The sequence below is a fragment of the Streptomyces sp. NPDC050264 genome (assembly GCF_040655895.1).
Classification (GTDB): domain Bacteria; phylum Actinomycetota; class Actinomycetes; order Streptomycetales; family Streptomycetaceae; genus Streptomyces.
This window is the reverse complement of the sequence record NZ_JBFAKV010000015.1, coordinates 87,321-110,953: the sequence shown is the minus strand read 5'-3', so window position 1 is coordinate 110,953 and position 23,633 is coordinate 87,321. Positions and strand designations below refer to the sequence as shown.

At 71.6% G+C, this 23,633-nt stretch carries 20 protein-coding genes; 10 read left to right on the top strand and 10 right to left on the bottom strand.

Going from position 1 to position 23,633, the window contains the following annotated elements; genetic code table 11:
* Positions 1–8 precede the first annotated feature (8 nt).
* Positions 9–422 (bottom strand): RidA family protein, encoded by a 414-nt coding sequence (locus AB0J02_RS25955; protein WP_363196160.1) that lies wholly within the window; start codon positions 420–422, stop codon positions 9–11.
* Positions 419–1,570, bottom strand: coding sequence for an acyl-CoA dehydrogenase family protein (locus AB0J02_RS25950; protein WP_363196159.1), 1,152 nt, complete (start codon positions 1,568–1,570; stop codon positions 419–421). The genes AB0J02_RS25955 and AB0J02_RS25950 overlap by 4 nt, the downstream gene beginning before the upstream one ends.
* A gap of 133 nt (positions 1,571–1,703) precedes the next feature.
* On the opposite strand from AB0J02_RS25950, the gene AB0J02_RS25945 reads away from it, so the two are divergent.
* The 8 genes from AB0J02_RS25945 (at position 1,704) to AB0J02_RS25910 (ending at position 9,610) form a co-directional block, all read left to right on the top strand.
* Positions 1,704–3,341 (top strand): AMP-binding protein, encoded by a 1,638-nt coding sequence (locus tag AB0J02_RS25945; protein ID WP_363196158.1) that lies wholly within the window; start codon positions 1,704–1,706, stop codon positions 3,339–3,341.
* 4 nt (positions 3,342–3,345) lie between these two features.
* Positions 3,346–4,182 carry a PaaX family transcriptional regulator C-terminal domain-containing protein gene (locus AB0J02_RS25940; RefSeq protein WP_363196157.1) on the top strand — a complete coding sequence of 279 codons (837 nt, stop codon included), beginning with the start codon at positions 3,346–3,348 and terminating at the stop codon, positions 4,180–4,182.
* Positions 4,183–4,338: 156 nt separating this feature from the next.
* On the top strand, positions 4,339–5,229 hold the full coding sequence (locus AB0J02_RS25935; protein ID WP_363196156.1) for a sulfotransferase: 891 nt from the start codon (positions 4,339–4,341) through the stop codon (positions 5,227–5,229).
* A complete protein-coding gene (locus tag AB0J02_RS25930) occupies positions 5,226–5,666 on the top strand; it encodes a hypothetical protein (protein WP_363196155.1) in 441 nt (146 codons plus the stop codon). Before AB0J02_RS25935 ends, AB0J02_RS25930 begins: the two co-directional genes overlap by 4 nt.
* Complete coding sequence (locus AB0J02_RS25925; RefSeq protein ID WP_363196154.1) at positions 5,663–6,892, top strand: glycosyltransferase family 4 protein; 1,230 nt, start codon at positions 5,663–5,665, stop codon at positions 6,890–6,892. The genes AB0J02_RS25930 and AB0J02_RS25925 overlap by 4 nt, the downstream gene beginning before the upstream one ends.
* A complete protein-coding gene (gene cysC, locus AB0J02_RS25920) occupies positions 6,889–7,461 on the top strand; it encodes an adenylyl-sulfate kinase (RefSeq protein ID WP_363196153.1) in 573 nt (190 codons plus the stop codon). Before AB0J02_RS25925 ends, cysC begins: the two co-directional genes overlap by 4 nt.
* Positions 7,458–8,381, top strand: a complete 924-nt coding sequence (cysD, locus tag AB0J02_RS25915; RefSeq protein ID WP_363196152.1) for a sulfate adenylyltransferase subunit CysD — start codon at positions 7,458–7,460, stop codon at positions 8,379–8,381. Before cysC ends, cysD begins: the two co-directional genes overlap by 4 nt.
* A gap of 2 nt (positions 8,382–8,383) precedes the next feature.
* Positions 8,384–9,610 (top strand): GTP-binding protein, encoded by a 1,227-nt coding sequence (locus AB0J02_RS25910; RefSeq protein ID WP_363196151.1) that lies wholly within the window; start codon positions 8,384–8,386, stop codon positions 9,608–9,610.
* A gap of 171 nt (positions 9,611–9,781) precedes the next feature.
* Here AB0J02_RS25910 and AB0J02_RS25905 read toward each other — a convergent pair whose 3' ends face one another.
* Positions 9,782–12,082 (bottom strand): bifunctional salicylyl-CoA 5-hydroxylase/oxidoreductase, encoded by a 2,301-nt coding sequence (locus AB0J02_RS25905; RefSeq protein ID WP_363196150.1) that lies wholly within the window; start codon positions 12,080–12,082, stop codon positions 9,782–9,784.
* A 7-nt stretch (positions 12,083–12,089) separates the two neighbouring features.
* Positions 12,090–12,920, bottom strand: coding sequence for an enoyl-CoA hydratase family protein (locus tag AB0J02_RS25900; protein ID WP_363196149.1), 831 nt, complete (start codon positions 12,918–12,920; stop codon positions 12,090–12,092).
* A 288-nt stretch (positions 12,921–13,208) separates the two neighbouring features.
* Here AB0J02_RS25900 and AB0J02_RS25895 point away from each other — a divergent pair, with 288 nt between their 5' ends.
* Positions 13,209–13,664: an ATP-binding protein gene (locus AB0J02_RS25895; RefSeq protein WP_363196148.1), complete on the top strand. Its 456-nt coding sequence runs from the start codon at positions 13,209–13,211 to the stop codon at positions 13,662–13,664.
* Here the strand turns inward: AB0J02_RS25895 and AB0J02_RS25890 are convergent.
* The 6 genes from AB0J02_RS25890 to AB0J02_RS25865 all read right to left on the bottom strand — a co-directional run bounded on the left by AB0J02_RS25890 (position 13,618) and on the right by AB0J02_RS25865 (position 22,940).
* Positions 13,618–15,081 carry an amino acid permease gene (locus tag AB0J02_RS25890; protein ID WP_363196147.1) on the bottom strand — a complete coding sequence of 488 codons (1,464 nt, stop codon included), beginning with the start codon at positions 15,079–15,081 and terminating at the stop codon, positions 13,618–13,620. The genes AB0J02_RS25895 and AB0J02_RS25890 overlap by 47 nt on opposite strands.
* Before the next feature lie 123 nt (positions 15,082–15,204).
* A complete protein-coding gene (argF, locus tag AB0J02_RS25885; RefSeq protein ID WP_363196146.1) occupies positions 15,205–16,221 on the bottom strand; it encodes an ornithine carbamoyltransferase in 1,017 nt (338 codons plus the stop codon).
* A 163-nt stretch (positions 16,222–16,384) separates the two neighbouring features.
* Positions 16,385–17,620, bottom strand: coding sequence for an arginine deiminase (locus AB0J02_RS25880; RefSeq protein WP_363196145.1), 1,236 nt, complete (start codon positions 17,618–17,620; stop codon positions 16,385–16,387).
* A gap of 155 nt (positions 17,621–17,775) precedes the next feature.
* Positions 17,776–20,340, bottom strand: a complete 2,565-nt coding sequence (locus AB0J02_RS25875; protein ID WP_363196144.1) for a polynucleotide kinase-phosphatase — start codon at positions 20,338–20,340, stop codon at positions 17,776–17,778.
* Complete coding sequence (locus AB0J02_RS25870; RefSeq protein ID WP_363196143.1) at positions 20,337–21,932, bottom strand: 3' terminal RNA ribose 2'-O-methyltransferase Hen1; 1,596 nt, start codon at positions 21,930–21,932, stop codon at positions 20,337–20,339. The genes AB0J02_RS25875 and AB0J02_RS25870 overlap by 4 nt, the downstream gene beginning before the upstream one ends.
* A gap of 87 nt (positions 21,933–22,019) precedes the next feature.
* Complete coding sequence (locus tag AB0J02_RS25865; protein ID WP_363196142.1) at positions 22,020–22,940, bottom strand: LLM class F420-dependent oxidoreductase; 921 nt, start codon at positions 22,938–22,940, stop codon at positions 22,020–22,022.
* Positions 22,941–23,371: 431 nt separating this feature from the next.
* Between AB0J02_RS25865 and AB0J02_RS25860 the strand changes: the two genes are divergently transcribed.
* A complete protein-coding gene (locus AB0J02_RS25860) occupies positions 23,372–23,608 on the top strand; it encodes a hypothetical protein (protein WP_363196234.1) in 237 nt (78 codons plus the stop codon).
* The last annotated feature ends 25 nt before the right edge of the window (positions 23,609–23,633 follow it).

The following is a 23,633-nucleotide window of genomic DNA, read 5'->3' as shown; positions in this document are numbered from 1 at the left end:
CCGTCCGGTCACGGCAGGACCGCCGTGCCGTCGAGTTCGACCAGGGCCTGTTCGTCCCAGAGGCGGGTGACGCCGATCACCGCCATCGCCGGGTAGTCGCGTCCCGCCAACTCCCGCCATATGCGGCCCAGTTCGCGTGTGTCGGCGCGGTACTGCGGCACGTCCGTCGTGTAGACGGTGACGCGTGCGAGGTCGGCCGGGGTGCCGCCCGCGTGCCGCAGGGCGGTGAGCAGGTTCGTCAGGGCCCGGGCGAACTGTTCGGGCAGTGTCGCGCCGGTGATCTTGCCGTCGGCGTCCAGGGACGTCTGGCCGGCCAGCAGGACCAGGCGGCTGCCGGTGGCGACGACGGCGTGCGAGAAGCCTGTGGGCGGGGAGAGTTCGGGCGGGTTCAGCCGTTCGGGGCCCTTGCGCGGCGCACTCATCGGGAGGCCTCTTCCTTGCGCGACGCGCGCGTCTTGTACAACTCGCGGGCGATGATGGTTCGTTGGACCTCGGTCGCGCCCTCGTAGATGCGCGGCGCCCGTACCTCCCGGTACAGGTGCTCCAGGAGGTGGCCGCGTCGCAGCGCCCGCGCTCCGTGCAACTGCACTGCGGTGTCGACGACTTGCTGGGCGGTCTCGGTCGCCAGGAGTTTGGCCATCGCCGCCCGGCGGGGCACTCCTTCGGCGCCCTCGTCGTGGGCCGCCGCTGCCGCGTACACCATGAGGCGGGCCGACTCGACGCGTACCGCCATGTCGGCGACCTGGTGGGCGACAGCCTGGAGATCCTTCAACGGGCCGCCGAACGCCTCCCGTTCGGCAGTGTGCGCGAGGGTCGCGTCGAGGGCCGCCTGCGCCATGCCGACGGCGAACGCGCCGACGCTGGGCCGGAACAGGTCCAGGGTGTTCATGGCGACCCGGAATCCGCCGCCGGCCTCGCCGAGCACGTCGGCCGGGCCCACCGGTACGCCGTCGAAGGCCAGGGAGCCGACGGGGTGCGGGGAGAGCATGTCGAGGTGGTCGCCGGTCAGGCCCGGCCGGTCGGCGGGGACCAGGAACGCGGTGACTCCGCGGGCGCCCGACGCCGGGCCGGTCCGGGCGAAGACGGTGTAGAAGTCGGCCTCGGGGGCGTTCGAGATCCAGCACTTCTCGCCGGTCAGGCGCCAGCCCGTACCGTCCGCGCCGTCCTTTTCGGCGCGCAGCGCGAGGGCCGCCGCGTCGGAGCCCGCGCCCGGCTCGCTGAGCGCGAACGCGGCGACCGCGCGGCCCGCGCCCACCTCCGGCAGCCAGCGCTCGCGCTGCTCCTTCGTGCCGTACGCGTGCACGGGGTGCGCCCCGAGACCTTGCAGGGCGAGGGCCGTCTCGGCCTCGGTGCAGACCCGGGCGAGGGATTCGCGCATCAGGCACAGATCGAGCGCGCCCGAGGTGAACAGGCGCTCAAGGAGGCCGAGTTGACCGAGTCCGGCGACGAGCGGGCGGTTGACGCGGCCCGGCTCGCCTTTCTCGGCGAGCGGAGCGAGACGTCGTCCGGCGTCCTCGCGCAGTTCGGCGCACCAGGCGGATCGGTCGGGTGCGAGCGAGAATGTGCCCATACGCCGGAGCTCCTCTCACGACGGCGGCCGGCCGGCCCCTCGACTCCACGAACGGTATCGCGCCCCGTTGACTGTCGTCACCATCACGATACGCTCGATGCGCGACCACGCCACGGCAAGGGGGCGCTCCACGATGAGGCCACAGACCCTGCAGTCCCTGCATCCGTCCGCCCACACCGACACGTTCGCGCGCGACCATCTGCCGCCCGCGGAGCTGTGGCCCCGCCTCGCCTTCGACCTGCCGGAGCTGCGCTACCCGGAGCGGCTCAACTGCGGCGCCGAACTACTGGACGCGACCGTGCGGCGGTTCGGCGCGGACCGGCCGGTGTTCCACTCCCCCGGCCGACCACCGTGGTCGTACGGCGAGTTGCAGGTCACCGTCGACCGGATCGCGCACGTGCTGACCGAGGACCTCGGGGTCGTGCCCGGCAACCGGGTACTGCTGCGCGGCCCCACCACGCCCTGCCTGGCGGCCTGTTGGCTCGCCGTGATGAAGGCGGGCGGCGTCGCCGTGACCGTGCTCGCACAGCAGCGGCCGGCCGAGCTGGCCACGATGTGCGAGATCGCGCGGGTGCGGCACGCGCTGTGCGACGTACGGTCGGTCGACGATCTGGCGAAGGCGGACGTGCCGGAGCTGCGGATCACCCCGTTCGGCGGCGACGGGCCCGACGACCTGGCGCACCTGGCCGCCCCGAAACCGGCGTCCTACGAGGCCGTGCCGACCGCGGCCGACGACGTCGCCCTGATCGCCTTCACCTCGGGGACGACCGGGCGGCCCAAGGGCTGCATGCACTTCCACCGGGACGTGCTCGCGATCGCCGACACGTTCGGGCGGCACGTCCTGAGGGCGGCGCCGGACGACGTGTTCGCGGGCAGTCCGCCGCTGGGGTTCACCTTCGGGCTCGGCGGGCTCGTGGTCTTTCCGTTGCGCGCCGGCGCCTCGGCGCTGCTGCTCGAAGAGGCGGGCCCGCGCCGGCTGCTGCCCGCCCTCGCCGAACACCGGGTGTCGGTCCTGTTCACGGCGCCGACGGCGTACCGGGCGATGCTCTCGGACCCGTCCTGGGACACGTACGACCTGACGCGTCTGCGCCGCTGTGTCTCCGCCGGGGAGAACCTGCCCGCCGCCACCTGGCACGCCTGGCACGAGGCGACCGGGCTGCGCGTCATCAACGGCATCGGGGCGACCGAGCTGCTGCACATCTTCATCTCCGCCGCCGACGACGCGATCCGGCCCGGCACCACCGGGCTCCCGGTGCCCGGCTGGCAGGCGCGCATCATCGACGCCGACGGGTCCGAACTCCCGGACGGGGAGCCGGGGTTGCTCGCGGTGCGCGGCCCGGTCGGCTGCCGCTATCTCGCCGACGAGCGGCAGACGGCGTACGTGCGCCACGGGTGGAACATCACCGGAGACACCTACGTCCGCGAACCCGACGGCTACTTCCGGTACGTCGCACGCGCCGACGACATGATCATTTCCGCCGGGTACAACATCGCGGGCCCGGAGGTGGAGGACGCGCTGCTGCGGCACCCGGACGTGACAGAGGCGGCGGTCGTCGGCAGGCCCGACGCGACGCGCGGCCAGATCGCGGTCGCCTGTGTGGTGCTGCGCGCCGGGGCGCGGCGGGACCCGGAGGCGCTGCGGGAGTTCGTACGGGCGGAGCTGGTGCCGTACAAGTGTCCGCGCGCGTTCGTGTTCCTGGACGCGCTGCCGCGGACCGCCACCGGCAAGCTCCAGCGGTTCCGGCTGCGCGAGCCCGGAACCGTACAGTGACCACGTGTCCGAGCAGCAGACCTCGCCCACCGGCCAGGCACACACCCCGCGCTCCCTCATCGTCACGCTCTACGGCGCCTACGGGCGCGGCTTCCCCGGGCCCGTCCCGGTCGCCGAGCTGATCCGGCTGCTCGGCGCCACCGGGGTCGACGCCCCCTCGGTGCGCTCGGCGGTCTCACGGCTGAAGCGGCGCGGCCTCCTGGTGCCCGCGCGCAGTGCCTCGGGAGCCGCCGGGTACGCCCTGTCGGACGACGCGCGCCAGCTCCTCGCCGACGGCGACCGGCGCGTCTACGGGGCCTTCGAGGACTTCAAGGACACGGACGGCTGGGTGCTCGCGGTGTTCTCCGTGCCGGAGGCGCAGCGGGCCAAGCGGCACGTGCTGCGCTCCACGCTGGCCGGCCTCGGCTTCGGCACGGCCGCGCCCGGCGTCTGGCTCGCGCCCGCCGGGCTGTACGAGGAGACGCGGCACACGCTGGAGCGGATCGGCTGCGCCGGGTACGTGGATCTGTTCCGGGGCGAGCACCTGGGGTTCGCGGCGACGGCCGACGCGGTGGGCCGCTGGTGGGACCTGGCCGCGCTGGCCAAGCTGCACGAGGCGTTCCTCGACGAGCACGCGCCGGTGCTGCGGCACTGGGAGGCGCGTGCCGACACCCCGCCGCGGGAGGCGTACCGCGACTACCTCCTGGCCCTGGATTCGTGGCGGCACCTGCCCTACGCGGACCCCGGGCTGCCGGCCCGGCTGCTGCCGGAGGGCTGGCCGGGGCTGCGGTCGGCGGGGGTGTTCCGGGCGCTGCACGAGCGGCTGCACGAGGCCGGCGCCCGCTTCGTGAGCGCGGGCTGAGAGGCCGGAGGGGAACGCGGGCTGCGACGGTGGCCGCATCGTGAACGCTGCATGAACAATTCGGCCGGAGTGATCCCTGACACATGAAAGAGTGCTAAGGGAACCCTCAGGTTTCTCCATCCCTCTTCTCAGAATGCGCCTTTAGCGTCGGGACGCATGAGCCTGAAGCGCAATCTGAACCGGGCCCTGTCCGCGGCCACGGGACTCGAGGTCCGCCGGGCAGGGAGCGCACCGCATGCGACGCCCCCGCCGGCCACGGCCCCGAAACCCGCGAAGCGGCCCGCTCCCGGATACCGATGTACCGACGACCTCGCGACCGACCGGCTGCTGCGGCGACCGGTCTTCATCATGTCGCCGGTGCGTTCGGGCTCGACCCTGCTGCGGATGCTGCTCGACGCGCACCCGCGCCTGCACGCCCCGCACGAACTGCACATCCGCCGCCTGGAAGTCGGCTACGGCAGCAAGCTGTCCGAGCGGGCCATGGACGCCCTGGACCTGAGCCGCGGCGACCTGGAGCACCTGCTGTGGGACCGCGTCCTGCACCGCGAACTCACCAGGTCCGGAGCGGACTTCATCGTCGAGAAGACCCCCAGCAACGCCTTCGTCTACCAGCGGATCCGGGACTGCTGGCCGGACGCGCGGTACATCTTCCTGCTCCGCCACCCGGTCTCCATCGCCCGGTCCTGGCACGAGGGCGACCCGGAGAAGCGGACGTACGAGGAGGCGTGCGCCGACGCGCTGCGCTACATGAAGGCCGTCGACCACGCGCGCAAGGGCCTCACCGGCGGGCACACCGTGCGCTACGAGGAGCTCACCGAGGACCCCGAGCAGAAGCTGCGCGGACTGTGCGACTTCCTCGGCGTGGAGTTCGAGCCGTCGATGCTGGAGTACGGCAAGCGCGACGAGACGCAGATCCAGAAGGGGCTCGGCGACTGGCGCGACAAGATCCGCACCGGCAGCGTGCAGCAGGGCCGGGCACTGCCCACGGACGACGAGATCCCCGAGCTGCTGCGGCCCATGTGCAAGGCCTGGGGGTACCTCAAGTGAAGCCACAGGCCGAGGTCGAGCAGGTGTGGCCGCGGGACGGACGGATCAGGGTCGTCGGCCGCCTGTACGGCCTGTACGGTGCGGACGCCTCCGCGGGCGACGGCTGGCGGCTGCTGCTGACCCGCCGCTCGCGCACCGACCACGTGCTGCGCTACGGCGCCGAGCTGGACGGCGACCGCTACGCGTGCGAGTGGGACGTGTCCGACCTGGCCGCGTACGACGGCTTCACCGGTACCGACCAGTGGGACCTGCATCTCACGGACGGCGGCCTGAAGCTGCGCGTCGGCCGCAAGCTCGACGACATCCGCGGCAAGAAGGCCGTCCTGGTCTATCCGCAGCAGTCGGTGCCGGGCGCGGGCTTCGGCGTACGTCCGTACTTCACGGTCGAGGACAACCTGTCGCTGGAGTGCCGCGCCTCCCTGGAGAGCCGCTCATGAAGTCTCCGAGAATTCGCTATCTGCTGCTGCACGCCTACGGCCGCGGCGGCACCATCCGCACGGTCTTCAACCAGGCCAACTCCCTGGTGGCGGCGGGCTGGGACGTGGAGATCGTCAGCGCGGTGCGGCGGCGCGACGCCCCGCAGTTCCCGCTGGACGAGCGCGTACCGGTGACGACCATCGTCGACCTGCGCGAAGCGCCGTCCCGGACCGAGGAGCGCGGACTCGCCGGCTGGTGGCGGGCGCGCAGGCGCGACAAGCAGACCGACCGGCCCGCGCGGGAGATCCCCAGCGGCGAGTTCGGCTACCGGTACTTCGACCGGCGGCTGGAGCTGGCCCTCGGCGCCTATCTGCGCTCGCTCACCGACGGGGTGCTCGTCACGACCCGCCCCGCCCTGAACTTCCTGTCCGCCGCACACGCCACGAACGGCGTGGTGCGGGTGGCCCAGGAGCACATGAACCACGGCACCCACCGGCCCGACGTGCAGAAACGCATCGTCGAGACGTACGAGCGGTTCGCCGCGGTCGCGGTGCTCACGGAGCGGGACCGCGGCGAGTACGCCCGGCTGCTGCCCGGTACCCGCGTCGTCCGCATCCCCAACGCCGTGCACTCGCTCGACCAGACATTCGCCGATCACAGCTCCAAGATCGCTGTCGCGGCCGGCCGGCTCTTCCCGCAGAAGGGCTTCGACCTGCTGATCCCCGCGTGGGCCAAACTCGTCGAGACGTATCCCGACTGGCAGCTGCGGATCTACGGCAGCGGCGAGAAGAAGGCACAGCTGCGGGCCCTCATCGAGGAGCACCACCTCTACAACCACGTCCTTCTGATGGGCCACACCGACCGGCTCGACGACGAACTCGCCAAGTCCTCTCTGTACGTGCTGAGTTCGCGCTTCGAGGGCCTGCCGATGGTGATGATCGAGGCCATGAGCCACGCACTCCCGGTGGTCTCCTTCGACTGTCCGACGGGCCCCTCGGACGTGCTGACGCACGGCGTGGACGGGCTGCTCGTCCCGGAGCAGGACCCCGACGCCCTCGCCGACGCGCTCGGCCGCCTGATGGGCGACCGCGACCTGCGGGCCGAGATGGGCACGGCGGCGCTCCTGACGGCCGCGGCCTACGGCCCCGACGCGGTGCACCCGCGCTGGGAGGCCCTCTTCACCGAACTGACCACCCCCGATGGCAAGCGGCCCGCGTCCGGCGCCGCGGAAGGACAGCACGTATGACAACGGCCACGACGGCCCGGACCCCACGAGGCCGCGCCCAGGGAGCCACGATCTGGCTGACGGGGCTGCCCAGTTCGGGCAAGACGACCGTGGCGCGCGCCCTCGCCGGGCGGCTGCGCACGGAGGGTCACCGCGTCGAGGTGCTCGACGGCGACGAGATCCGCCGCTTCCTGTCGGCGGGCCTCGGCTTCAGCCGCGAGGACCGCAACACGAACGTGCAGCGCATCGGCCTGGTGGCCGAAGTCCTCGCCCGCAACGGCGTGTTCGCCGTCGTACCCGTCATCGCCCCGTACGCCGACAGCCGCGAGGCGGTGCGCAAACGCCACGCCTCCAGCGACACCCCGTACTTCGAGATCCACGTCGCCACTCCGCTGGAGGTGTGCAGCGCACGCGACGTGAAGGGCCTGTACGCCCGTCAGGCGGCGGGCGCGCTGAAGGGGCTGACCGGCGTGGACGACCCGTACGAGGCACCGGTCTCACCCGATCTGTTCCTGGAGACGCAGGACCAGTCGCCGCAGGAGTCGGCCGGTTCGGTGCACGCGGTGCTCGCGGCGAGGGGCCTGGTATGAGCGACTCACCCTCCGCCGCGCCCTTGTACGCGCTCAGCCACCTGGACGTGCTGGAGTCCGAGGCGGTGCACATCTTCCGTGAGGTGGCGGGCGAGTTCGAGCGGCCGGTGATCCTCTTCTCCGGCGGCAAGGACTCGATCGTCATGCTGCACCTGGCGCTGAAGGCGTTCGCGCCGGCGCCCGTGCCGTTCCCGCTGCTGCACGTCGACACCGGGCACAACTTCCCGGAGGTGATCGAATACCGGGATCGCGTGGTGGCCGCACATGGGTTGCGCCTCCATGTGGCCTCCGTGCAGGACTACATCGACCGGGGTGTGCTGAAGGAACGTCCGGACGGAACCCGCAATCCCCTCCAGACCGTCCCGCTGACCGAGAAGATCCAGCACGAACGCTTCGACGCGGTCTTCGGCGGCGGCCGCCGTGACGAGGAGAAGGCGCGGGCCAAGGAGCGGGTGTTCTCCCTGCGCGACGAGTTCTCGCAGTGGGACCCGCGCCGTCAGCGACCCGAACTGTGGTCCCTCTACAACGGCCGCCACGCGCCCGGCGAGCACGTCCGCGTCTTCCCCCTGTCCAACTGGACCGAGCTGGACGTGTGGCAGTACATCGCCCGCGAGCGCATCGAGCTGCCGTCGATCTACTTCGCCCACCGGCGCGAGGTGTTCGGCCGGCACGGCATGTGGCTGACGGCCGGCGACTGGGGAGGCCCCAAGGACGGCGAGACGCCCGAGAAGCGCCAGGTCCGCTACCGCACCGTCGGCGACATGTCCTGCACCGGCGCCGTCGACTCCGACGCCGAGACGCTGGATCAGGTCATCGCCGAGATCGCCGCCTCCCGGCTCACCGAGCGGGGTGCCACCCGCGCCGACGACAAGATGTCCGAGGCCGCGATGGAAGACCGCAAGCGCGAAGGGTACTTCTAGCCATGTCCGTTTCCGAGATGACCGAGACCGCCACGCCGACCGAGGTGGGCACGCTGCGCCTCGCCACGGCCGGTTCGGTCGACGACGGCAAGTCCACGCTCGTGGGCCGCCTGCTGCACGACTCCAAGTCGGTCCTCGCCGACCAGCTGGAGTCGATCTCCCGCACCGGCACCCCGGACCTCGCCCTCCTCACCGACGGCCTGCGCGCCGAGCGTGAACAGGGCATCACCATCGACGTGGCCTACCGCTACTTCGCCACGCCCCGGCGCCGTTTCATCCTCGCGGACACCCCGGGCCATGTGCAGTACACCCGGAACATGGTCACCGGCGCCTCCACCGCCGAGCTGACGATCATCCTCGTCGACGCCCGCAACGGCGTCGTCGAGCAGACCCGCCGGCACGCCGCGATCGCCGCGCTGCTGCGCGTCCCGCACGTCGTCCTCGCCGTCAACAAGATGGACCTCGTCGGCTACGCGGAGCCCGTCTTCGCCGCCATCGCCGAGGAGTTCACGGCGTACGCGAACGAACTGGGCGTGCCCCGCGTCACCGCGATCCCGATCTCCGCGCTCGCCGGCGACAACGTCGTCGACCCGTCCGCACACATGGACTGGTACGCCGGTCCGACCGTCCTCGAACACCTCGAGACGGTGCCGGTCGCGACCGCCGCCACCGACGCCCCGGCCCGCTTCCCGGTCCAGTACGTCATCCGCCACGGTGAATCGCGTTACTACGCGGGCCAGTTGGTCTCCGGGACGCTGCGCGTGGGCGAGGAGGTCACGGTCCATCCTTCGGGTCGCACGTCGACGATCGCGTCCCTCGACGTCCTCGGCACGGCCGTCGACGCGGCCCACGCCGGGGCATCCCTGACGGTGCGGCTGGCGGACGAACTGGACGTGGCGCGCGGCGACTTGATCGCCCCGTCCGGACGGTCGGCGCCCTCGGTCACGCGGGACGTGAGCGGCGCGGTCTGTCATCTGGCGGACGAGCCGTTGCGGGTCGGCCGGCGGGTCCTGCTGCGGCACACCACCCGTACGGTGCAGGCCATCGTCAAGTCCCTCGGCGGTGCGGCCCAGTTGACGGCGAACGACCTGGGCCGAGTGGTGCTGCGCACGGCCGAGCCGGTTGTCGTCGACGATTACGCGGAAATCCGGTGGACCGGGGCGTTCTTGCTGATCGACCCGTCGGACGGGACGACGCTCACGGCCGGGATGGCGGAGCTGCCCGTCTGAGGCCGGCCGGCCCGCCGACGCCCTCGTCGCGGCTGGTCGCGGCTGGTCGCGCCCCTTATGGGGCTGCGGCGAACCCGCATGCTCCAGGGGCGCGGGAACTGCGCGACCAGCCACGCACGACCCGCACCCGCCGACGAAAGCGCACCCGGCACACGAAGACGCGGTCCCCGCTCACCCCGGCAGGGTCAGGCGTGGCCTGGGCGCGTCCGAACGCCCCGTCCGGGGCCGCCGGCTCCCCGCCCGGTACTGCTCGGGCCACACCGCCCCCGGCCCCGAGTACCCCTGCTCCGCCGCAGCGTGCAGCGTCCAGTTCGGGTCGTACAGGTGCGGGCGGGCCAGTGCGCAGAGGTCCGTGCGGCCCGCCAGGATCAGGGAGTTGACGTCGTCCCAGGACGAGATCGCGCCCACCGAGATCACCGGGATCCCCGCCTCGCCCCGGATCCGGTCGGCGTACGGCACCTGGTAGGAGCGCCCGTACGCGGGCCGTTCCCCGGCCACGACCTGCCCGGTCGACACATCGATCGCGTCGGCCCCGTGCGCGGCGAACGCCCGCGCCATCGCCACCGCGTCCTCGGCGCTCGTGCCGCCCTCGGCCCAGTCCGTCGCGGAGATCCGCACGGTCATGGGGCGGTCGTCGGGCCACACGCCGCGCACCGCGTCGAACACCTCCAGGGGGAACTTCAGCCGCCCTTCCAAGGAGCCGCCGTACGCGTCCGTACGCCGGTTCGTCAGCGGTGACAGGAACCCGGACAGCAAGTAGCCGTGCGCGCAGTGCAGTTCCAGCAGGTCGAATCCGGACCGGGCCGCGCGCCACGCCGCCGACGTGAACTCCTCGCGCAGGAAGGCCAGCTCACGGGGCGTCAGTTCGTGCGGCGTCTGACTTCCCGGCTTGTACGGGATCGGGGACGCCGCCACCAACGGCCAGTTGGCCTCGGGAGCGGACAGTGGTTCGTCCATGCCCTCCCACATGAGCCGGGTGGAACCCTTGCGGCCCGCGTGGCCGAGCTGGACACCGATCGCCGTGCCGGGCGCCCGGGTGTGCACGAACTCGGTGATCCGCCGCCAGGCGTCGGCCTGTTCGGGCGTGTAGAGGCCGGCGCAGCCCGGGGTGATGCGACCCTCGGCGCTGACGCACACCATCTCCGTCATGACCAGGGCCGCCCCACCGAGCGCCCGCGCCCCGAGGTGGACGAGGTGGAAGTCCCCGGGGACGCCGTCCGCGGCCGAGTACATGTCCATCGGGGAGACGACGACCCGGTTGCGCAGGCGCAGGCCCCGTAGCGCGAACGGCGTGAACATCGGGGGTGTGTCCGCCGGGCAGCCGAACTCCTCCTCCACCGCCGCGGTGAAGCGGGCATCGCGCAACCGCAGGTTGTCGTGGGTGACCCGGCGGCTGCGCGTGAGCAGGTTGAAGGCGAACTGCCGCGGGGGCTGGCCGAGATGGCGCGACAGGTCCTCGAACCACTCCAGGCTGGCCCGCGCGGCGCGCTGCGTGGAGGCGACGACGGGCCGGCGCTCGGCCTCGTACGCCCGCAACGCCGCACCGATGGTGGGGTGTTCGTGCAGACACGCGGCGAGCGCGAGCGCGTCCTCGACGGCGAGCTTGGTGCCGGAGCCGATGGAGAAGTGAGCGGTGTGCGCGGCGTCTCCGATGAGTACGCAATTACCGTGCGACCAGCGGTCGTTGACGACGGTGCGGAAGGTGAGCCAGGACGAGTTGTTGGAGTTCAGGGCTCGGCCGCCGAGGGCGTCCGTGAAAATCTTGGCCGCGCGCTCGATCGTCTCGTGGACGTCCGGATCCGCGAAGCCGGCCGCCCGCCACACCTCCTCCCGCATCTCGACGATGACCGTGGACTCGTGGTCGCTGTACGGGTAGCCGTGCAACTGCATCACGCCGTGCCCGGTGTCCGCGATCTCGAAGCGGAACGCGTCGAAGGCGAAGTCGGCGGCGAGCCAGATGTACCGGTTGCGGTGTTCCTCGATGTGCGGTCGGAACGCGTCGGCGTACGTCTCGCGGGTCCGGCTGTGCACGCCGTCGGCGGCGATGACGAGGTCGTACGCGGCGCGGAGTTCGGCGACCGGTGGGGCCTCGGTGCGGAAGCGCAGGTCGACGCCGAGCTGTCGGCAGCGGCCCTGCAGTATCTCCAGGAGCCGGCGGCGGCCGAGTGCCGCGAAACCGTGGCCGCCCGAGGTGTGGCGCACGCCCCGGTGCACCACGTCGATGTCGTCCCAGCGCACGAACTCGTCCCGCAGCGCCGCGTACACGACGGGGTCGGCGTGCTCGATGCCGCCGAGGGTCTCGTCGGACAGGACGACGCCGAAGCCGAACGTGTCGTGCGGGGCGTTGCGCTCCCAGACCGTGATCTCGCGGTCCGGGGCGAGACGCTTGAGGAGCGCGGCCGCGTACAGGCCGCCCGGACCGCCGCCGATGACGGCGATGCGCTGCGCGCGCGTGCTCGCCCGCGTACTCACCGTGGCCTCACCTCCCCTGCCACTTGGGCGCCCGCTTCTCGGTGAAGGCCGCGTGGAACTCGGCGTAGTCCTCGCCGTTCATGAGCAGCGCCTGCGTCGCGGCGTCCATCTCGACGGCTGCGGCGAGGGGCATGTCGAGTTCCGCGGTGAGCAGCGCCTTGGTCTGCGCGTACGCGAGGGCGGGCCCCTCGGCGAGGCGCCGCGCGAGGGCGAGCGCCGCCTCGTCGGCCCGGCCCTCCTCGGTCAACTCGCTGATCAGCCCGATGCGTTCGGCCTCGGGGGCGCGGACGGGTTCGCCGAGCATCAGCAGCCGGGTGGCATGGCCGAGGCCGACCGTGCGCGGCAGCAGATAGGCGGCGCCCATGTCGCCGCCGGAGAGGCCGACCTTGGTGAAGAGGAACGCGAAGCGGGCGCTCGGGTCCGCGACCCGGAAGTCGGCGGCCAGGGCGAGCACGGCGCCCGCGCCCGCGGCGACCCCGTGCAGGGCCGCGATCACGGGGAACGGCGCTTCCCGGACCGCCCGCACCACCTGGCCCGTCATCCGGTTGAAGTCGAGGAGCTGGGCGGTGTCCATGGCGAGGGTGGCGCCGATGATGTCGTCGACGTCGCCGCCGGAGCAGAAGCCGCGCCCCCGCCCCGTGAGGACGAGGGCGCGCACCGTCTTCTCGCGGGACAGCTCGGCGAGCAGGTCACGCAGGTCGGCGTAGGCGCCGAAGGTGAGGGCGTTGAGTTTCTCGGGCCGGGCGAGCGTGACGGTCGCGACCCCGCCCGCGTCCACGGCGTAGGACAGATGGCGCCAGGTCTCGGTGCGCGGAGTGGAGCCGGTGAAGGGACTCATACGCGTGCTGCCTCCTACGGGCGGGCGTGCGCGGCGGCTACCTTTCGAAGTTATCACCGGTTCGTGACTGCCGTCAGCATCGCGCGATAACCGGGAATTCCGGTCCGGCATAAGCCTCGCGTCCGCCCATAGGGACCAATGTCCCGAGGAAGACCACCGGGAGCCTCTATCGGCGCACGCCGTACCATTCATAAGGTTGAAAGCAGGACGGCAGTCATCAGGTCGAGAGAGGGCCTGGGACCTGTCGACCTTCAGCCCGCTCCCGAGCCACCCCACTCAGGACTCGCCTTGCCCCCTCCTTCCGGTCCCCCCACTCCCACCTCGTGGCGCCTGGCGCTGCCGCACACGGCCGCCGCCGTGCCGGTCGCGCGCGCCCTCGTCCGCACCGCGCTGGCCGAGCTCGAGTCGCCGGCGACCGACACGGACACCGCCGAGCTGCTCACGGCGGAGCTGGTGGCGAACGCGGTGGAGCACACGACGGGCGAGACCCCGATCGAGCTGGTGGTGGAGCTTCTGGAGACCGGCTGCCAGGTCGAGGTGCACGACCCGGATCCGGCGCCGCCCGCGGATCTCACCAATCCGGACGACGCCGAGATGCCCGACCCCTGGCAGGAGCACGGCCGCGGCCTGCTGCTCATCCGCATGCTGAGTTCGTCGTGCGGGCACCGCCCCACCGAGTCCGGCAAGGCGGTCTGGTTCACCCTTCCCGCGGTGCCGCGCCAGCGTCCGGCGTCGGAGCCGTAGCCGCGCCCAAGCGTGAGTGCCGGCGGCCGTAGAGCGCGTAGACCAGCGCTCCCACGACGAGGAACGCGACGAACTGGACCCAGGTCGTCCAGCCCGTCCCCCAGATCAGATAGAGGCACATCGCCACGCCGAGCACCGGGCTGAGCGGGTACAGCGGCACCCGGAAGGAGCGCGTGAGCCCGGGGTGCGAGCGGCGCAGGGCGACGACGGCGACGTTGACGACGGCCATGATGGCGAGCGTGCCGATGGTGGTCAGGTTGACCACGGCGTCGAGTGACGAGAAGGCCGCCGGGATCGCGAAGACGAGCGCGACGATCCAGGTGTTGGCGACGGGCGTCGCCGTCCTCGGGGAGATCCGCTCGAAGACCCGCGGGATCAGTCCGTCCCGGGACATCGACATCAGGATGCGCGTCTGCCCGTACATCACGGCGAGTACGACGGACGCGATGGCGACGACCGCGCCGAACGCGATGATGCCGCCGCCGACGGCGGAGTCCGTGACCTGGTTGACGACGAGCGAGAGCGCGGCGGGCTTGTCGCCGACGGCGTCCGCGCCGAGCGCGCCGATGGCCGCGACGGCGACGGCGCAGTACAGCAGCGTGACGATGCCGATGCAGATCAGGATCGCTACGGGGATGTTCCGCCGCGGGTTCTTGACCTCCTCGCCGGCCGTGGTGATCGCGTCGAAGCCGATGTACGAGAAGAAGGCGAGGGAGGCGCCCGAGGTGATGCCGCCGATGCCCGCGGTCATGAACGGCGTCAGATGGCCCGCCTCGAAGGCGCTGAAGCCGATCGCGCAGAACGCGATCAGGATGCCGATCTTGAGGATCGCCATGGCCGCGGTGGCGCCCGCGCTCTCGCGGATGCCGCGCACCAGGAGCGTGGCGGCCATCAGGATCACGATCACGGCGGGCAGGTTCACGATTCCGCCGTCGCCGGGTCCGGCGGACAGGACCTCGGGCAGTTGCAGGCCGAAGAGGCTGTCGAGCAGCTCGTTCAGGTACTGGCTCCAGCCGACGGCGACCGCCGAGACCGAGACGCCGTACTCCAGGAGCAGACACCAGCCGACGAGGAACGCGACGCGCTCACCGAGGGTCGCGTAGGCGAACGAGTACGAGGACCCGGAGACCGGGATCGCGCCGCCCAGCTCGGCGAACGAGAACGCCGTGAAGACGCAGGTGATCGCGGCGAGCACGAACGAGATGATGACGGCGGGGCCGGCCTCGGCGACCGTGTCGGACAGGCCGACGAAGATGCCGGTGCCGACGATCGCGCCGACCCCGAAGCACACGAGCTGGAAGAGCCCCATCGTGCGCTTGAGGCCGTGCCCCTCCAGGTCGGCGCCGGATTCGGCGAGGAGGGACTCGGGGGATTTGATGCGCAGGCCGGTGGGGGTCGGCGACGGCGACGGCGGCATGGGGGGTGGTGCTCTTTTCTTGTGGTGCGTGCGGTGCGGCGGGGGTGTGCCGCGGGCCGGTGGGGCCGGGAAGGTGTTCCGGTCCCACCAGTTTGTACGGGTATCAGCGCTTCAGGCGGTTTGTTACTTCTGGCCGAGCGTGGCGACCATGACGGCCTTGATGGTGTGCATCCGGTTCTCGGCCTCGTCGAAGACGACGGAGTGCGCCGACTCGAAGACCTCGTCGGTGACCTCCAGCGAGTCCAGGCCGTACTTCGCGTGGATCTCGCGGCCGACCTTGGTGCCCAGGTCGTGGAAGGCGGGCAGGCAGTGCAGGAACTTCACGTCCGCGTTCCCCGTGGCGCGCAGCACGTCCATCGTCACCGCGTACGGCGTGAGCGACTTGATGCGCTCGTCCCACACCTCCTCGGGCTCCCCCATGGAGACCCAGACGTCGGTGACGACGAAGTCGGCGCCCACGACGCCGTCCTCGACCGACTCGGTGAGCGTGATGCGGGCCCCGCTCCCGGCGGCGAGCTCGCGCGCCTTGGCGACGACCGAGTCCGCGGGCCAGTAGGACTTCGGCGCGACGATCCGGACGTCCATGCCCAGCAGGGCGCCGGTGACGAGGTAGGAGTTGCCCATGTTGAACCGGGCGTCGCCGAGGTACGCGAAAGCCATCTCGGTCAGCGGCTTGTCACTGTGCTCGGTCATCGTGAGCACGTCGGCGAGCATCTGAGTGGGGTGCCAGTCGTCGGTCAGCCCGTTGTAGACGGGGACACCCGCGTACGCGGCGAGCGTCTCGACGGTGCCCTGCGCGTCACCCCGGAACTCGATGGCGTCGAACATCCGGCCGAGCACCCGGGCGGTGTCCTTGCTCGACTCCTTCTTGCCTATGTGCGAGCCTGCCGGGTCGATGTACGTCGTGGCGGCGCCCTGGTCCGCGGCGGCCACCTCGAAGGAGCAGCGGGTGCGGGTCGAGGACTTCTCGAATATCAGGGCGACGTTCTTCCCGCGCAGCCGCTGCGTCTCGGTGCCCGCCTTCTTGGCCGCCTTCAGCTCCGCGGCCAGGTCGACCAGGGCGCGGAACTCCTCGGCGGTGAAGTCCACCTCCTTGAGGAAGTGGCGGCCGGTGAGGTCGGGACGCTGATCAGTCGCCATGGGGCGCTCCTGGGATACGACGGGGCGGAACAAGGGAATGGTGGAAGTATATACGACCCTTCACATTTCTATACGGTCACGTCCGACGCGGGCGGTCACGATTCGGCGGGGCGGTCACGTTCGGTGGGGGGCCGTCCCGTTCGGCGCCGGCTGTCACAGGAGGTCACCCGCGGGACGCCACCGGGTCCCGTTCGACCGGGCAGCTCATGCACCGCGGGCCGCCTCGTCCCCGGCCCAGCTCGCTGCCGGGGATCTCGATCACTTCGATGCCCTGCTTGCGCAGATACGTGTTCGTGGTCGCGTTCCGTTCGTACGCGACCACGACGCCGGGCTCCACGGCCAGGACGTTGCAGCCGTCGTCCCACTGCTCGCGCTCGGCGGCGTGCACGTCCTGGGTGGTGGTCAGGACCCGGATCCCGCTCAGCCCCAGAGCCGCGGCGATGGCCCGGTGCATGTGCTCCGGCGGATGGTCGGTGACCTTCAACTCCGTTGCGGAGCCGCCCGGTTCGATGGTGTACGAGCGCAGCATGCCGAGCCCCGCGTACTGCGTGAACGTGTCGCCGTCGACCATCGTCATCACGGTGTCCAAATGCATGAAGGCCCGCCGCTTCGGCATGTCGAGCGCGACGATGGTCCGCGCCGAACCCGCCGCGAACAGCTTGTGGGCGAGCATCTCCACGGCCTGCGGTGTGGTGCGTTCGCTCATCCCGATCAGCACGGCGCCCTGTCCGATGACGAGCACGTCCCCGCCCTCGATGGTGGACGGGTAGTCGGCCTGCCCCTCGGACCACTCGTGGAAGCCCGTGTCGCGGAAGAGGGGGTGGTGCCGGTAGATCGCCTCGAAGTGCACGGTCTCGCGCTGCCGGGCCGGCCACCGCATGGCGTTGATGGAGACGCCGTCGTAGATCCAGGCCGAGGTGTCGCGCGTGAACAGGTGATTGGGCAGCGGCCCGAGCAGGAAGTCGTCGAGCTCCATCACATGGAAACGGACGGACGTCGGCTCGGCGTGCCGGTCGAGGAACTCGCGCTTGGTCATCCCGCCGATCAGCGCCTCGGCCAGCTCCGGCGCCGGCAGCGTCTCGAAGACGGATCGCAGCGGTCCGGTGGCCAGCGGGCCGTACTCCTTCTCGTCGAAGACGCGGTCCAGGACGAGGGAGCGGGCCGCGTCGTCCTCCAGCGTCTCGGTGAGCAGATCGCCGAAGAGGTGCACGGTGACGCCCCGATCGCGCAGCACGTCGGCGAACCCGTCGTGCTCCTGCCGGGCGCGCCGCACCCACAGCACGTCATCGAAGAGGAGCTGGTCCTTGTTGCTGGGCGTGAGCCGCTTCAGCTCCAGATCGGGCCGGTGCAGAATGACGCGGCGCAGCCGCCCGGTCTCGGAGTCGACGTGAAATCCCATGGCTCCATCCTTCCCCGGCGATCCCACCTATGCGCGGGGCGGGTGAGCGCCCCTCAGGAGCACGGGGCTGTGCCGATATGCGGCTCGATGCACCCGCGCGCCGTCCTCGACCGGCGACGGCGCACGGGCGGCCGGAACAGGGCCGAGCCCGGATGTCACAGCCGAGGGTCGACCGGCTCCGACTCCAGCGCCAGCACGGCGAACACCGCCTCGTGCACCCGCCACAACGGCTCCCCGCCCCCCAGCCGCTCCAGCGCCTCGAGCCCCAGGCCGTACTCGCGGATGGCCAGCGACCGCTTGTGACCGAGGAACCGCTGCCGCAGCTTCTCCAGATTCTCCGGGCGCGTGTACTCCGGCCCGTAGATGATCCGCAGGTACTCACGCCCCCGGCATTTGACGCCGGGCTGCACGAGCCGCCCCTTCTCGTCCCGGACCAGGGCGCCGACGGGCTTGACGACCATGCCCTCGCCGCCGCGCCCGGTCATCTCCAGCCACCAGTCCACGCCGGCCCGCACCGACTCCGGGTCCCCGGTGTCGACGTACAGCCGCCGCGTCGTCTGCAGCAGCCCGCTCCCGTCGTGCTCGACCATCCGGTCGATCAGCGCGAGCTGCTCGTCGTGCGGCAGCGCGGCGAGGGTACGGCCCCGCGCGGCGAGTATCTGGAACGGCGCGAGCCGTACCCCGTCGAGCCCGTCCGTGCTCCAGCAGTAGCGCCGGTACGCGTCCGTGAACGCGACGGCGTCCGCGGCCCGCCCGCGCTGGCGCTCCAGCAGGCCGGCCACGTCGACCCCGCGCGCGGCCGCCGCCTCCAGCGCGCCGAGGGCCCCGGGGAACACGGCCCCGGAGGCGGCGCCGACCGCGGCGTACTGCGAGCGCAGCAGCCCCGACGCCTTGAGCGACCACGGCATCAACTCGGCGTCGAGCAGCAGCCAGTCGGTGTCGAGCTCGTCCCACAGCCCGGCCTCGGTCGCCGCGTCCCGGACCCGGCCGAGCACCTCCTCGGTCGTTTCCCGGCTGTCGAAGAACGGGCGCCCGGTGCGGGTGTAGAGGGAACCCGTCACCGAGCCGTCCTCGACGCCGAACCGTTCGCGCGCCGTGTCCGCGTCCTTGCAGACGAGCGCCACGGCCCGGGACCCCATGTGCTTCTCCTCGCACACGACGCGGGCCACGCCGTCGGCGGCGTACTGCGCGAACGCCTCCGCCGGGTGCTCCAGGTAGCCGTCCTGCGACGACGTGGCGGTGGGCGCCATCGTCGGCGGCAGGTACGGCACCAGGCGCGGGTCGACCGCGAACCGGCTCATCACTTCGAGCGCGGCCGCCGCGTTCTCCTCGCGTACGGTGACCCGGCCGGTGTACCGGGTCTCCACGATCCGGCGTCCGTGCACGTCGGCCAGGTCGAGCGGCCGGCCCTCGTGCCCGCCGGGCGCCTCGGACGCGAGCGGCCGCACCGGCTCGTACCAGACCTGCTCGGCCGGTACGTCGACGAGTTCGCGCTCCGGCCAGCGCAGCGCGGTCAGCTTGCCGCCGAACACGGCGCCGGTGTCGAGGCAGATGGTGTTGTTGAGCCACGTCGCCGTGGGCACCGGGGTGTGGCCGTAGACCACGGCCGCCCTGCCCCGGTAGTCCTCGGCCCACGGGTAGCGCACGGGCAGGCCGAACGCGTCGGTCTCGCCGGTCGTGTCCCCGTACAGCGCGTGCGAACGCACCCGTCCCGAGGTCCGCCCGTGGTACTTCTCGGGCAGCCCGGCGTGGCACACGACGAGGTCGCCCCCGTCGAGGACGTAGTGGCTGACCAGGCCGCGGACGAACGCGCGCACCTCTTCGCGGAACTCCTCGCTCTCGTCCCCCAACTGCGCGACGGTCTCGGCGAGTCCGTGCGTGTGCTGCACGTTGCGGCCCTTGAGCCAGCGCTCCAGCTTGTTCTCGTGGTTGCCGGGCACGCACAGCGCGGTGCCGGCCTTCACCATTCCCATGACGCGGCGCAGCACGCCCGGGGTGTCGGGTCCGCGGTCGACGAGGTCGCCGACGAAGACGGCGGAGCGCCCCTCGGGGTGCGTGCCGTCCTGGTATCCCAACTTCCTGAGCAGCGACTCCAGTTCGTTCGCGCAGCCGTGGATGTCGCCGATGATGTCGAACGGCCCGGTGAGGTGCGTGAGGTCGTTGAACCGCTTCTCGCGCACGACGCTCGCGCCCTCGACCTCCGCGACGCCGCGCAGCACGTGCACCTTGCGGAAGCCCTCGCGCTCCAAGTGCCGCAGGGAGCGCCGCAGTTCACGGGTGTGCCGGGTGATGACGCGGCGCGGCATGTCGGCGCGGTCGGTGCGTGCCGCGTTCCGCGCGGCACACACGTCCTCCGGTACGTCGAGGACGATGGCGATCGGCAGCACGTCGTACTCCCGTGCCAGCTCGACCAGTTGCCGACGCCCCTCCGGCTGGACGTTGGTCGCGTCCACGACGGTGAGGCGGCCGGCGGCGAGCCGCTTGCCCGCGATGTAGTGCAGCACGTCGAACGCGTCACGGCTGGCGCTCTGGTCGTTCTCGTCGTCTGCGACCAGCCCGCGGCAGAAGTCGCTGGAGATGGTCTCGGTGGGCCCGAAGTGGGCGCGCGCGAACGTGGACTTGCCGGAGCCCGACGCGCCGATCAGCACGACGAGGGAGAGGTCGGTGACAGGCAAGGTGCGCGCGCCGCTCTTCTCGGTGGCCTCGGTGACAGTACTCATGCGACCTTCCCCTCCTTCTCCGATGTGGTGGTCGGCTTCTCTGTTGTGGCGTGGGGCTTGCCTGTCGCGGTGTGGGGCTTGTCTGTCGTGGTGTGCGGCTTGCCTGTCGTGGTGTGCGGCTCGGACAGGGTGAACACGGCCATCTGCGTGGGCGGCCCCACCTCCGGGTCGTCGGGCCCGACCGGCACGTACCGCACCTGGTAGCCGTGCCGCCCGGCGACGCGCTCCGCCCAGTCGCGGAACTCCGAGCGAGTCCACTCGAACCGGTGGTCGCTGTGCCGGGAATGTCCGGCGGGCAGCGTCTCCCAGCGCACGTTGTACTCGACGTTGGGCGTGGTCACCAGGACGGTGCGGGGCCGCGCCGAACCGAACACCGCGTATTCGAGAGCGGGCAGCCGCGGCGGATCGAGGTGCTCGACGACCTCGCTCAGCACCGCCGCGTCATACCCCTTGAGCCGCTTGTCGGTGTACGCGAGCGAGCCCTGGAACAGCTGCACGCGCGCGGCCTGCCGCTCCCCCATCCGGTCCAGCTTGAGGCGGCGGGCGGCGATGGTGAGCGCCCGCACGGACACGTCGACGCCCACGATCTCGCTGAACCGCACGTCCTTGAGCAGCGCCTGCACCAACTGCCCCTGCCCGCACCCGAGATCGAGCACCCGCGCCGCGCCGGACGCGTGCAGCGCGGCGAGAATCGCCTCACGCCGCTGCCCGGCGAGCGGCGCCGGCCGTTCCTCGGTCTCGGTGGTCTCGGTCTCGGTCTCGGTCTCGGTCTGCTCATCGACTGGATCGACGGCGTTGTCGAGGTTCTCGACCTGCATGTCGTCGGTGTCCGCGAGCCGCACCAGTTCGAGCCGCTCGGTCGCCTGCCGGGTCAGCGACCAGCGACGCGAGAGGTACCGGCTGGTGATCAGCTTCTGCTCAGGGTGCTCGGCCAGCCAGCCATCGCCCGCGCGCAGCAGCTTGTCGACCTCGTCGGCCGACACCCAGTAGTGCTTGGCGTCGTCGAGAACAGGCAGCAGGACATACAGGTGCCGCAGCGCCTCCGCGAGCCGCAACTCGCCCTCCAGCACGAGCCGTACGTACCGCGACGCCCCCCACTCGGGGAACTTCTCGTCCAGCGGCACCGACTCGGCCTCGACCGCCCAGCCGAGCGGCGCGAACAGCTTCCGTACGAGGTCGGGCCCGCCCCGCGCGGGCACCGCGGGCACCTGGATCCGCAGCGGCAGGGCCTCCTCGGCGCGCTCGGGGCGCGCCTTGCAGACCCCGCGCAGCGCGCTGGAGAACACGCTGCTCAGCGCCACCGCAAGCAGCGACGACGCGGCGTACGGCCGGTCGTTCACATACTGCGCGAGCGCCGCGTCGGGGGCACCGCCGCGGCCCTTGCCCTTGCCACGCCGGACCAGCGCCACCGGATCGACCTCCAGGAGCAGCGCGGCCGTGCAGCGCTCCACGCTCACCTCGGGGTAGAGGACGTGCGCGGTGCCGTAGGAGGTGGAGAACGCCTGCGCGCTCTCGGGATGCTTGTGCAGCAGGAACCCGAGGTCGGTCGCGGGGCGTTCCGGGGTGCCGGTGGTGCTGATCGTCAGGAACACAAGGCCGAGTGTCCCGCGTCGGCACGCCCCCTGGCCAGCGCATTTCACCACCCTGACCGGGGCCCGGGGGACGCGGGACCCGTCGCCCTACAGCTGCGACTGCACCTGCGAGGAGATCAGCTCCAGGTGGTCGAGATCGTCGAGGTCGAGGATCTGGAGGTAGACGCGCTGGGAGCCGATCGCCGCATACCGGCCGAGCTTGTCGACCACCTCGGCCGGGGAACCCGCGAGCCCGTTGGCCTTCAGCTCCTCGGCGTCCCGGCCGATCTTCTCCGCCCTGCGCTTCACCTCCTCGTCGTCCTTGCCGACACACACCACCAACGCGTTCGAGTACACCAGGTCGTCGCCGGCCCGCCCGGCCTGCTCGGCCGCCGCCCGCACCCGGCCGAACTGCCGCTCGCTGTCCTCGATCGACGCGAACGGGATGTTGAACTCGTCCGCGTACCGCGCGGCCAGCCGCGGCGTGCGCGTCGCCCCGTGCCCGCCGATCAGCACCGGCACCTTGTCCTGTGCCGGCTTGGGCAGCGCAGGGGAGTCGGTCAGCTGGTAGTACGTGCCGTCGTAGTCGAACGTGGCGCCGATCTCGGTGGACCACAGGCCGGTGACGATCGCCAGCTGCTCCTCCAGGCGGGCGAGCTTCTCCTTCGGGAACGGGATTCCGTACGCCTTGTGCTCCTCCTCGAACCAGCCGGCGCCCAGCCCGAGTTCGACCCGGCCGCCCGACATCTGGTCGACCTGCGCCACCTGGATCGCGAGCACGCCCGGCAGGCGGAAGGTGCCGGCGGTCATCAGCGTGCCGAGCCGGATCCGCTGGGTCTCCCGGGCGAGACCCGCCAGCGTGATCCAGGCGTCCGTCGGGCCGGGCAGCCCGTCGGACGAGCCCATCCGCACGTAGTGGTCCGAGCGGAAGAAGGCGTCAAAACCGAGGTCCTCCGTCGCCTTGGCCACGGTCAGAAGCGTGTCGTAGGTGGCCCCTTGCTGGGGCTCCGTGAAAATTCGAAGATCCATGCCTCCCATCCTGCACGCCCGTACCGCCGAGCGTGCGTCAACCCCACTGGCCCCGCACGTCCCTCCCTCCCACGGTCGGGTGAAAACACGTCAACCGGTACGCGGCGGCGGGCCGCCCCCAGTGACCCGGCGCTTCGCGTGATCGTTGGCCGGGGCGGAGCCGGACCGCCCGGCCCCCGCGCCGGCGGTCGCTGCCGGGCGTCATTTGCGTCGACAGCCCGCCCACTGCGGGAGGGTCGAAGGCCGAGGAGGCCGTCATGTCCCAGGAAGCCGTGCCTGAACAAGCCGTGCCTGAACAAGCCGTGCCTGAACAAGCCGTGCCTGAACAAGCCGTACTTGAACAAGCCGTACCCGAACAGGCCGCGCACGAGACGACCGTGCACCGGACGACGTCGCACGAGACGACTGTGCACGACGTGACGTCGCACGAGGTGACGTCACAGGAGACGACCGTGCCGGAGCGGCAAGGTGCGCCCGCGGGTCTGCTGCAGCAGATGGAGGCGCTGATGGCGGTGCTCAACGCCGATCTGTCGCAGCTCGACGCCGATCTCCAGCAGCCCCCCGGGCCCCCTCTCCCGCAGTCCCCCGACGCCTCGCTCCCTCAGTACCCCGACGCCTCCCTCCCGCAGTACCCCGAAGCTTGGCGTCCGGGCCGCGCGGGCGCTTGACGGTGCTGTCGCCCTCCTGAAGAAG